The 11,318-nt window shown below is 46.8% G+C and carries 11 protein-coding genes; 7 read left to right on the top strand and 4 right to left on the bottom strand.

What is annotated here, in order from left to right; translation table 11 throughout:
- The 3 genes from AB7S66_RS02705 to rbr all read left to right on the top strand — a co-directional run.
- A partial coding sequence (locus tag AB7S66_RS02705) for a hypothetical protein (protein WP_428517842.1) occupies positions 1-363 on the top strand: 363 nt, incomplete at its 5' end.
- A gap of 158 nt (positions 364-521) precedes the next feature.
- Positions 522-923 carry a Fur family transcriptional regulator gene (locus tag AB7S66_RS02700; protein ID WP_428517840.1) on the top strand — a complete coding sequence of 134 codons (402 nt, stop codon included), beginning with the start codon at positions 522-524 and terminating at the stop codon, positions 921-923.
- Positions 924-945: 22 nt separating this feature from the next.
- On the top strand, positions 946-1,488 hold the full coding sequence (gene rbr / locus AB7S66_RS02695) for a rubrerythrin (protein WP_428517838.1): 543 nt from the start codon (positions 946-948) through the stop codon (positions 1,486-1,488).
- A gap of 59 nt (positions 1,489-1,547) precedes the next feature.
- Here rbr and AB7S66_RS02690 read toward each other — a convergent pair whose 3' ends face one another.
- The 3 genes from AB7S66_RS02690 to AB7S66_RS02680 all read right to left on the bottom strand — a co-directional run bounded on the left by AB7S66_RS02690 (position 1,548) and on the right by AB7S66_RS02680 (position 5,149).
- The gene (locus AB7S66_RS02690) at positions 1,548-2,780 is read right to left on the bottom strand and encodes an amidohydrolase family protein (protein WP_428517836.1); all 1,233 of its coding nucleotides are present in this window, start codon (positions 2,778-2,780) and stop codon (positions 1,548-1,550) included.
- A 49-nt stretch (positions 2,781-2,829) separates the two neighbouring features.
- Entirely contained in the window at positions 2,830-4,542 is a 1,713-nt protein-coding gene (locus tag AB7S66_RS02685; protein ID WP_428517834.1) for a glutamine--tRNA ligase/YqeY domain fusion protein, read from the bottom strand.
- Between the two features lie 82 nt (positions 4,543-4,624).
- Complete coding sequence (locus tag AB7S66_RS02680) at positions 4,625-5,149, bottom strand: hypothetical protein (RefSeq protein ID WP_428517833.1); 525 nt, start codon at positions 5,147-5,149, stop codon at positions 4,625-4,627.
- A 78-nt stretch (positions 5,150-5,227) separates the two neighbouring features.
- Between AB7S66_RS02680 and AB7S66_RS02675 the strand changes: the two genes are divergently transcribed.
- Genes AB7S66_RS02675 through uvrB form a run of 4 tightly spaced genes read left to right on the top strand, consistent with a single transcriptional unit; the run spans position 5,228 to position 10,416 of the window.
- Positions 5,228-6,034 (top strand): phosphohydrolase, encoded by an 807-nt coding sequence (locus AB7S66_RS02675; RefSeq protein WP_428517831.1) that lies wholly within the window; start codon positions 5,228-5,230, stop codon positions 6,032-6,034.
- A 9-nt stretch (positions 6,035-6,043) separates the two neighbouring features.
- Positions 6,044-7,015, top strand: a complete 972-nt coding sequence (locus tag AB7S66_RS02670) for a carbohydrate kinase family protein (RefSeq protein WP_428517829.1) — start codon at positions 6,044-6,046, stop codon at positions 7,013-7,015.
- Positions 7,016-7,052: 37 nt separating this feature from the next.
- Positions 7,053-8,342: a S1C family serine protease gene (locus tag AB7S66_RS02665; protein WP_428517827.1), complete on the top strand. Its 1,290-nt coding sequence runs from the start codon at positions 7,053-7,055 to the stop codon at positions 8,340-8,342.
- Position 8,343: 1 nt separating this feature from the next.
- On the top strand, positions 8,344-10,416 hold the full coding sequence (gene uvrB / locus AB7S66_RS02660) for an excinuclease ABC subunit UvrB (protein ID WP_428517826.1): 2,073 nt from the start codon (positions 8,344-8,346) through the stop codon (positions 10,414-10,416).
- Here uvrB and AB7S66_RS02655 read toward each other — a convergent pair.
- Entirely contained in the window at positions 10,413-11,315 is a 903-nt protein-coding gene (locus AB7S66_RS02655) for a caspase family protein (protein WP_428517825.1), read from the bottom strand. The genes uvrB and AB7S66_RS02655 overlap by 4 nt on opposite strands.
- Positions 11,316-11,318: the final 3 nt, after the last annotated feature.

Below are 11,318 nucleotides of genomic sequence, written 5' to 3'. Positions count from 1 at the left end.
GACAGGGATGATAGACGCCCAAGCGGTGACCGTCCTTCCTACCGCGACAGGGATTATAGAGGTCCTCGTGGTGACCGTCCTTCCTACCGCGACAGGGATGATAGAGGTCCACGTGGCGACCGTCCTTCCTACCGCGACAGGGATGATAGACGCCCGAGCGGTGACCGTCCTTCCTACCGTGACAGGGAAGACAGAGGTCCACGTGGTGACCGTCCATCGTCCCCCAGTGACAGAAGAGGAAGAGATGGTGGAAGTGATGAGCGTCGACAGCGGAAATCTGGACCAAAGCCGTATGGTTTTGATTCTTTCCGTCAGACCAAGACCAGAGGCGAACACGAAGACGATCCGTTCATGTCTGAATGATTCGATAAACAGTTATCATATAGGTATAGAACCCCCTTTTTGGGGGTTCTATGATGATTTGCCATAAAGATTATTTCCTTTATAACGTATCATGTTGACATGGTACGTTACTTGGAGTAAGATAACTATTGAGATTCAATATCATTTAGGAAAAACCCATGAAAGATAAGCGACAAACAATACAAAAGGGATTGGTGTGGGAAGCGGTTACCAACGCTACCGACCATCCAAATGCTGAGCAAATTTACGAGCGTATTGTTGAGAAACATCCTTCAATCAGTAGAGCCACAGTGTATCGAAATCTGAACTCACTTGTTGAGGAAGGAAAGGTGAAACGAATCAGGGTTCTCGGTGGTCCCGACCATTTTGATCGTACCTTGGGAAACCATTACCACATACAATGCATTTATTGTAAGCGTGTGGACGATATAGAGCTTTTCGAGGATATCAATCTGTCTGAACAAAATGTTGATACCAACGGATATACGCTTGAATCATATGAAATAGTTTTCAACGGAATCTGTCCCGAATGTAAAAAAAATATGCGTGCTGCTCAATAGCAGTTATAGAAAGGAGCAAGGAATGGAATTGAAAGGATCAAGAACAGAGAAAAATTTGCATGAAGCTTTTGCTGGCGAGTCTATGGCTCGAAACAAGTATACCTATTATGCCTCCCAGGCTAAGAAAGAAGGGTATGTGCAGATTGCTAATCTCTTTGAAGAGACTGCTTTCAATGAGAAAGAACATGCAAAAATCTGGTTCAAGCTTTTACAGGAATCTGGTGAGATCCCTACCACCACAGATAACCTGAAGGATGCAGCAGCCGGTGAACACTATGAGTGGACTGACATGTATGTAAACTTTGCAAAGGAAGCTCGTGAAGAAGGTTTCAGCAAGATTGCTACCTTGTTTGAAATGGTTGCTGCCATTGAGAAGCACCATGAACAGCGCTATCTTGACCTCTTGAAAAATGTTGAGGGGGGCTTGGTATTCAGTCGTGACGGAGACCAGATGTGGAAGTGTTCCAACTGTGGTCATATTGTCATCGGCAAGAAAGCTCCTGGTGTCTGTCCTGTCTGTAACCATCCCCAAGCATATTTCGAGATTGTTGCAAAGAACTATTAAAGTTTTGTTGCATACAAGAAAGAGCAGGCTTTTTATGGCCTGCTTTTTTCTTGTATGCTTCAATTGTCGTCCAGATGCATGAACTTGAGGGGATTGCTGTGAACCATCTGATGTATCTCGTCATCAGTGAAAGGTGACTCCTCAAAGATTCGATAATATGAGGTGTATGATTCAACTTTTACAAGGTTGACCGAGAAATCCGTACCAAAGAGACTTCTGGAGAGTATGGTCTGCCTTTGCTCATCATCAAGTGATTTCAAATAGTTAGAGAGCAGCAGGTAGAAATCAGGGTTGCTTCCGCTGAATGAGACATCTGCATATACATTTGGATAGAGTTGCATAAGCTCAACAAGATCATGAAACCAGGGAGAATCAGGTACCCTGCTTGTCAATCCAGATATAAGAGACAAGGGATTTTTTTGCAGTTGGTTGTACTGCCAACCATAGTGGGCAAAGTCAATCCTGAGCATAGGGTAGCGTGCAAGCACCGGTTTATAGGAAGATGGTGCAGTATATTTCCAAGCTTCCTTCGCAGGAACACCCCTAAATCCCTGATCGTCACAGTGGGTTATGATTGGAATGGCGTGATTGGTGCAGAACTCGTAGATCATGATGACTTTATCACGCTGTTCTGGGTCGGTAGGCCATGGGTCATATCCAAGTGGCGGATAGAACTTGATCCCATAGAATTGCTTCTTGTCATTTTCTATATGAATATAGGTGTCCATCAGTTTCTCTATGAAGTCCATGGTATGGACTTGGGGGTTGATACCCAGAAAAGGGAAGAACTCGAACAATCCATCAGGATGGGTTGTTCTGTAATATTCAAATCCCTCCAAGGTGTCTTTCACATAATCGAGAATTTTTTCTTCATTGGGAGCAGGGTAATAGAGTGAGTCGTTTCTGATCTTGTTGCTGGAAAAGTCCATCAAGAGCGGGCACATCGCCATCTTGTCATAGGTACGGGAACGCATGTGCATTTTTCCGTCACGGATATAGGGTTCTTCAGGTCGAAGGGCTTCCTCGTCATGGCTGGGGAATTTTCCCATGAGGTCATCCTCCATCATGACCAAGGTCTCCCCGATGGTCTGTTCAAAGGTAGTCAATGTATTAGTGATACGGTTGAGCAGTGCAGCACTCTTGCGATTCTTGTTGGTCAGGATATAGCTAGGGGAGAGGGTTCCACTGGTCACCAATTCCCCGATACCTCCTTCCAACGAGGAAAAAAACGATAGCAAATTTGGATGTACAATATTCATCACATGAAAATGCTGGTCGAAGAAGTAATTCATACAACCCTCCCGGGAAGGTGATGAAGGGTCGCAGCCCCCCTCATATAGATCATATACCCATCTTCTTTTTCAACTTTGCCCACGAGTCCTTGAGCGTTACGGTTCTGTTGAAAACGAGATGATCTTGACTGCTGGCCTTGCTGTCAAGGCAGAAGTAGCCGTTACGGATAAATTGCAGGTAATCCCCTTCCTTTGCTTGCTTGATCTGGGGCTCAGCTTTGGCATTGCTGACAATCTGCAAGGAATCGGGATTCAGGTCATCGAGATAGTTGCCTGTTTCTTTCCCTGGGTACTCAGTGAGGAACAGTTTATCATAGAGGCGAGCCTCTATGGTAACCCCTTCAGAAGCACTGACCCAGTGACTTGTTCCCTTGACCTTTCTACCATCAGGAGTGGTACCTCCCCTGGATTCAGGATCATAGGTACAATGCACTTCTACGATGGTGCCATCATCATCCTTTACCACAGAGTGAGCGGTCACATAGTAAGCATACTTGAGTCTCACCTCATTGCCAGGATAGAGTCTGTGATACTTCTTCGGTGGATCTTCCATGAAGTCTTCCCGTTCGATGTACAACTCTCGTGAGAATGGGATCTGATGGGTCTTGCTGTTCGGGTCTTCGGGGTTGTCCACTGCCTCAAAGTACTCGACCTTGTCTTCGGGGTAGTTGTCGATGACCAGCTTCAAAGGATCCAAGACGACCATCAATCGATCGGCACGCTTGTTCAGGTCTTCACGAACACAGAATTCCAAGAGGGAGTAGTCAACAACCCCTTCAACCTTTGCAACGCCGACACGACTGATAAAATCCTTCATCGATTCAGGGGAATATCCTCGTCTCCTGATACCACTGATGGTAGGCATTCTTGGATCATCCCATCCATCCACGATTCCCAGCTTAACCAAGTTGAGAAGCCTTCTCTTGCTCATCACGAAATAATTGATGTTCAAGCGGGCAAATTCATACTGATGAGGTGTATGCTCAATACCATCGATGCTGGTTGCCCAATCATAGGCAGGACGGTGGTCCTCAAACTCCAGGGTACAGATTGAGTGGGTGATGCCTTCTATCGCATCACTGATGGGATGAGTGAAATCATACATGGGATAGATGCACCATGTATTCCCGGTTCGTGGATGTGAGGCAAACTTTATACGGTAGAGAGCAGGGTCTCGCATGTTCAGATTTGGACTGGACATGTCGATCTTGGCACGAAGGATATACTTTCCTTCTGGGTGCTTGCCTTCACGCATCTCAAGGAACAGCCTTAGATTCTCCTCGATGCTTCTCTCCCTGTCTGGACTGTTTTTCCCAGGTTCCTTCAAGGTTCCCCGGTACTCCTTCATCTGCTCAGCAGTGAGGCTGTCAACATAGGCTTTCCCTTGTTTGATCAACTCGATTGCTATTTCATACAGCTGCTGATAATAGTCAGAGGCATGGTACTCATGCTCGCCCCATTCATAGCCCAGCCATTTGATGTCACGCTTGATGGAGTTTATATACTCCTCATCTTCCTTCTCAGGATTGGTGTCGTCAAAACGGAGATGGCAGCGACCTTGGTATTTTTCAGCAAGTCCGAAATTGATGCATATAGACTTGATATGCCCTATATGCAGATATCCATTGGGTTCAGGGGGAAATCTGGTTACGATGGTATTATTAGGAACCCGGCCGGCCGCCAGGTCATCCTCGATGATTCGCTCCAGAAAATTCAGAGGAGTCTTCTCTTCTGTCTCCACTTCATTGTGCTCGTCCATCATTGTCCTTCCTTATACTTTTTCAAAGGGGCTTCTCTGAAGATAGCACATAGTAGCACAACCATTAGTGTTGTGCGAGAGGCTATCAGGTCTCTTTCGTATAATCCAATGCGCTCATGGAAGCTCCAGCTTCTTCACTCCCCTCGTTGGCGAAGTAGGGTCCGAAGCTTACCGACCTCTCGATTCCAGGAAGCGTGAAGGTTCCTGACCAGTTCACAGGGCTTTCACTTTGCCTGCTATATCCGATTGAGACTTGGGAACCTCTGCGTTTCATTCTCCAGATTACGGGAACATTCCCTGTCATGTGGGGAATCCTGCAGTAGTTACGATAGCCGGCGATCGTCACATGGATTTCCAAGGCTTCAGCATTCATCCCCACAGCAATGAAATCGGTGTCCAGGTGATAGAAGCAAACACCTGAAAAGACCCTATCCCCATCGCTCGAAAGCGTCATTTCACAAGAGAAATCATCATCAGAAACTGCAAGCAAGAGAGGTCCGTCGGGCAAGTGCATCTGTGGTTCCACCATAAGGGAAACCGATCGGTAGTCCTTCTGCCATGATCGGGGTTTTCCCATCCATCGAAAATCGCGCATCGTAATCTTTCTCATACGTGCAGTATATGAGAGTTGTGTCATTTTATCCATAACCACTTTATGTTGTGGTGAAGTTGTTGTACCTTATATCATATGAAGTCACCAAAAGAATTCGCATTGGAAAAATATTTAATGTCACAGTTGGAGGAAGGTACCGACAGCTACCGTTTGGCATCCCTCCTGATTCAGGATCCTGAGATAGAGGCATTGCAAGAGTATGCCAACAGTGTTTCGATCAAACGATTGAACTACAATGATCACGGTCCGGTGCATATGCGCCAGGTTGCGATTAACGGGGTAAGGATGCTTTCCTTGCTCAAGGAAGCAGGAATCAAGACCTCCTTGGAGCAAGAGGATAGCGGAAGCTACGAGGATAGCATGCTCTCCTTGTTGCTTGCCTCCTTCGTGCATGACCTTGGCATGAGTGTTGGACGAAGTGATCATGAATTAACTGGTTTGGTGATTGCACGCCCCATTATGGATCGTATTCTCACGCAGCTCCTGGGTGGCCAGTTGGCCCGCAAGATAGCCATTATCTCGGTTGCCAGTGAAGGGATCCTCGGTCATATGGCCAACAGGAAGGTCCACTCACTGGAGGCAGGTATGCTCTTGATTGCTGATGGTTGTGACATGGAGAAGGGTAGGGCCAGAATACCCATGCGTATCATGAGCCATGCAAAGGTTGGTGATATTCATAAATATTCTTCCAACTCTATTGAGAAGGTAACGATCACCAAAGGTGACTCAGTTCCTATCCTCATTGATATTGCCATGAGTAGTGATGTAGGATTTTTCCAGGTCGAGGAAGTACTGTTGCCCAAGATTTCCATGAGTCCAGCCAAGGCATACGTACAGGTTCATGCAGGGGTTGTTGGGCAAGAGAGAAAGAAGTATTTATAGGAGTGAATCATGATTGGAGTTATTGGAGAAGCGTTGATTGATTTTATCGCCAAGGGAACACTTGGCTCATCTGTCCCGTATGACTCTGTGGTAGGAGGATGCGCATTGAATACCGCTGTTGCTACCTCCAGGCAAGATTCACCTGTTGTATATATTGGAAAAATCTCTGGAGATATCTTTGGACAGCGGATGCTCAACCATCTTATCGAGAGTAAGGTATTGTTCGATCCCAGTCTCTGTGCTGCACCACAACCATCACTGCTTGCCATGGCTAGCCTTGATGCAGAAGGTAAGGCAAACTATACCTTCTACACAGAAGGGACCGCTGTAGTCAGTATGACCAAAGCGGAGTTGCTCTCTGCTCTCCAGGAACATACTAATCTGAAAGTGGTTCACATAGGGTCATTGGCATTGGCTCTTGAGCCACTCTCAGAGGTAATCATATCGGCATTGCAATCATATGAGCCTAAGCCCGTGATTTTTCTCGATCCCAATGTAAGACCAGCTGTCATACCTGATATGAATGTATTTAGATCAAGGATTGAGGCGGCAATGGACTTGTCGTCCTTGGTCAAGATCAGTGATGAGGATCTTCTTCTGCTCTATGAAGGAAAGGACGCTAGGGAAATGGCCCAGTCCCTTGCCAAGGAGCAACAGGCTCATATCATTCTTACCATGGGTAAACAAGGAAGCATCTGGTATACCCCTGAAGGGGAATCAGTTTCCATGGAGATCATTGACCTACCGGTCATTGATACGGTCGGTGCGGGAGATACCTTCAGTGGAGGCCTTCTCTCTTATCTCTATGAAAGGAATTGTTTCGGCAAGGATGGTGATATTCCAAAACTCGAGAAACTCTCACTTGATATGATCAAGGATGCTTTGCTTTGGGCTACAGCATCCAGTGCTATTACCTGCTCAAGAAGAGGGTGTGACCCGCCAAGGACCGAGGAGATACGCTCCTTGCTTGCCAGCCTTTAGGTTGCCTTAGCAGCTTCTTTGGAAGTACACTATCTCCATGTTGAAGAATGTCCGAAACAGAATCATACGCACTCTGCTCCTCATTTTGGGGGGTGCGTTCTGTGTATTCATAGGCTTGTTGCTCTTCCGTTGGACAGAGAGCATCTCTGAAGATAAACAGAGAAAAGAACTTTCCAAGGTTCTCCATACCATAGCTGAAGAGCAAGGTCCTGAAGGGGTGCTTGCTCTCTCAGGCGTGCAGGTTGCTGACATCCTCTCAGGAGAAGATGGGTTGCTAGTATTTGAAGAGAACCAATCACTCTATTACAGCGCTGCTGAGAGACAACAGATGGGTGTGTATGAAAATGTGAACAAGAGTGTTGTACACATCACCACCGTGGGAGAGGCAGCGGTAAGCGCCTTCATGGATGTGCTCCCTGCCCAAGGGACCGGTAGTGGGATCATCCTTTCCAAGGATGGCTACATTCTTACCAATGCCCATGTGGTTGAGAAAAGCTCAAGTATACAGGTAGGTCTTTATAACAACCAATCCTACGCTGCAACCTTGGTTGGTGTTGATAGTGAGGATGATCTGGCAGTAATCAAGCTGGTTTCTGCAAAGGATGTGATGCTCTATCCCGCCACCTTGGGAACCAGTGAAGATTTGCAGATTGGACAACGGGTAATTGCAATCGGAAATCCATTTGGATATGACCGTACAATGAGTGTCGGTGTGGTAAGTGGATTGAATCGACCGGTGAGAACCAGCGAAGGCAAGGTAATCATGAATGCAATCCAGACCGATGCTGCAATACATCCAGGAAACAGTGGAGGACCGTTGCTCAATACGCGGAGTGAAGTCATCGGGATCAACTCAGCGATATTCACTACTTCAGGAAGCTCCCAAGGGTTGAATTTTGCCATCCCTGTTGATACAGCAATAGCAGTCATTCCAGATCTGATCAAGCATGGAAAGATCAGCAGGGGTTGGCTCGATCTTTCTGCAGTACAGCTGACCCCACAGCTTGCAACCTATGCGAAGCTTTCTGTTGAAAAAGGCGTCCTGGTAAGTGAAGTCACCAGTGGGGGACTCGCTGAGAAGGCAGGGATAAAAGGTGGAAGCCGGAAGGTGCAGTACGGCTCCTCGGTTATCAATCTTGGGGGTGATGTCATCACTGCAATCAATGGTGAGACGATCAGTGACCTCAACGACCTCTATCTTGCTCTGCTTCCCATGAGAAGTGGGGAGGAGGTTTCGGTCACCATCAATCGTGACGGGAATGTAAAGAAGATGGAAGTCCAGCTGATTGAACGAACAGCGCAGCATGTGAGCGCATTGGTACGATAAGATGAAAGATACGATTTATGTTGATGAAAGTTGGGGTGGTGAAGCTGTCTACAATATCCATGGACAGGTTTCCTTCCAAAGCAAACCGTTCAAGGTAGCCTCATCATATGAACCCGCGGGAGACCAGGGCGAGGCGATCAAGGCATTGAGCGCAGGCTTGCTGGATGGGGACCGCTGCCAGACCCTCAAGGGAGTGACCGGTAGTGGTAAGACCTATACGATGGCGAAGATCATCGAGCAAGTACAGAAACCTACCTTGGTGCTTTCCCACAACAAAACCTTGGCAGCACAGCTTTTCAGGGAGTTCAAGTCATTCTTCCCAGATAATGCCGTAGAGTATTTCGTCTCAACATACGACTACTACCAGCCTGAAGCGTATGTTCCGGGAAAGGACTTGTATATTGAGAAAGATGCTTCGATCAACAGTGAGATTGACCGGCTTCGGCTCTCTGCCACGTTTTCGCTTATGGAGCGTCGTGACGTTATTGTCGTATCAACTGTTTCCTGTATTTATGGTTTGGCAAATCCTGTATCAGTTCGAGATATGGTACATACGTTCCATACCGGGGAAGCTTTCAACCATCGTGAGGTTCTCGATCAATTGGTGCGCATGCAGTATGAACGAAATGATGCCATTCTTCAGAGAGGTTCATTCCGTGTTCGTGGGGATGTGATTGAGATATGCCCATCCTATCTGGAGAATGCAGTAAGGATATCCATCGATTGGGATGAGATTGCTTCCATTCAGTGGTTCGATCCCATCAGTGGAGAGAAGCAGGAAATTGTGGACAGCTACACTCTTTACCCTGCAAAACAGTTTGTAATGCCCCAGGAGCAGGTTAAGGCAGCCATCTCGAGAATCCGCAGTGAAATGGAAGACCAAGTGGAGTATTTTACTTCCATGGGTAAACCATTGGAGGCTGAAAGAATCAAGACCAGGGTAGAGTATGATTTGGAGATGCTTGAAGAGATAGGATACTGTTCAGGCATCGAGAACTACTCACGCCTTCTCTCTGACCGTAAGGCAGGGGAACGCCCGGCGGTTTTGCTTGATTACTTCCCCCCTGACTTTATCACCTTCATCGATGAGTCGCATGTTACCCTTCCCCAGGTAGGGGCGATGTATGAGGGGGATCGTTCACGGAAATTGAACCTGGTGAACTTTGGATTCAGGCTTCCTTCTGCGTTGGACAACCGTCCCTTGAAGGCTTCTGAGTTTGAACAGGTGGTGAAGCAACGGGTTTATGTTTCGGCTACACCGAACCAGAAGGAAGTGGATGAGAGTACACGGGTGGTTGAACAGATCATCAGGCCCACAGGCTTGCTTGACCCAGAAATCGATGTAAGACCCACCGAAGGCCAGATGGAGAACCTGTACGGAGAGATCCGTGCAGTTATCAAGAAGAAACAGCGGGTACTGGTTACTACACTGACCAAGAAGATGAGTGAGGATTTGACGGATTATTTTGCATCCCTCGGTTTGAAGGTACGCTACCTTCACTCCGAGATTGAGACCATCGAACGAGTCGAAATTCTCAGGGATCTTCGCCTCGGGGTGTATGATGTGTTGGTAGGAATCAACCTGCTCAGAGAAGGCTTGGACCTTCCCGAAGTTTCCCTTATCGCCATTCTTGATGCAGACAAAATCGGATTCCTTCGTTCTGCCACTTCCTTGATCCAGACTATTGGGCGTGCAGCACGTAATGCTGAGGGCCGGGTTATCATGTATGCAGACCGTATGAGTCCTGCGATGGAAGAAGCCATCAGTGAAACCAACCGTCGTCGCGCTATCCAGATGGCATACAATGAGGAGCATAATATTACTCCTACTACCATCATCAAGGCGATTCATGACATGCTCGAACGCGAGCAGCATGAACAAAAAGAGATCCAGAAACATGACCTCGAGCTACTCAAGGGTGGTTACAACCTGCTCAGTGCAACTGATAGAAAGAATTATATCAAGGCGCTTGAGAAAGAGATGCTAGAAGCCGCAAAGAATCTGGAGTTTGAACGTGCGGCTGTCATCCGTGATGAGATCCAGGATGTAAAGACAGGCAAGTTTATCAGTTAGCGAAGAATCAGATCCAGTGGCCCCCCAGTAATGGTGGGGTGCTGGTAGAGTTTTGGATTCACTCCGCTAAGCGGAAAATCCTGATGGTGATATACATATTGGTAGAGGTAATCCGCCGAGATTGTTTGATCTACATCGCGTAGTATTTGATTCTCTTCATCCCAGCCGAGTCCTTCAAGTAGCGCTTGTGTGAAATATCCATGGGTCGGAACACCATAATAGGGTGGTTCCTTTGCTGTATTATCATAGGTAGTAGAAGCCAGTACAAATACAGGGCGGGTATACGATCCTTCGGTAAAGTACTGGTCATATATTTCCTGTAAGTACGCATTTCTCTCTATAAGGGAATAGGATGTTTCACTCTCCTGCACAAAGTTTCCGCTATAGCAGCTATCAACAAGTAGCAGGATATTTCCCTTACACTCCTTCAACTTGTCATAGAGGTCTATGACTGAAAGAAGAGTTTCATCAAATGGTTCATCATCGTCATCGAGAATTTTCTTATCTTCCCGAGTGGGATAGAGAACCAGTGAACCATCAACATCTCCATGCCCACTGTAGCTGATGATGAGGATGTCTTGCTCATTCATTGTTTCTGAGAGTGATTCTATTTTCTGGGTGACATTGGCTTTTGTAGGAAGCAAAGGATCAGAAAGGGAATCACTGCCATCTTGGAGCATAAGGGTGGATGTATGCTCCTTCCCCGCAAACAGAGCAGTAAATGCTTTCTCCAATTCTATTGCATCCGGAAGTGTGCCGTGGAGTGGATTTACATTCGTCCCATCATAACTAAGCGCTATAGCAAGGTGATGGGTTTTTCCTTCCTCAGGAGGATCACTCATCAATTCACAACCCCAAAAAAGTGAAAGGGACAGAAGGATCAGAAGTTGAAGTTTCATATA

This window comes from Sphaerochaeta sp. (assembly GCF_050178175.1).
GTDB lineage: Bacteria > Spirochaetota > Spirochaetia > Sphaerochaetales > Sphaerochaetaceae > Sphaerochaeta.
Note: the sequence above shows the minus strand (reverse complement) of the source record. Positions and strands in the feature narration are given on the sequence as shown.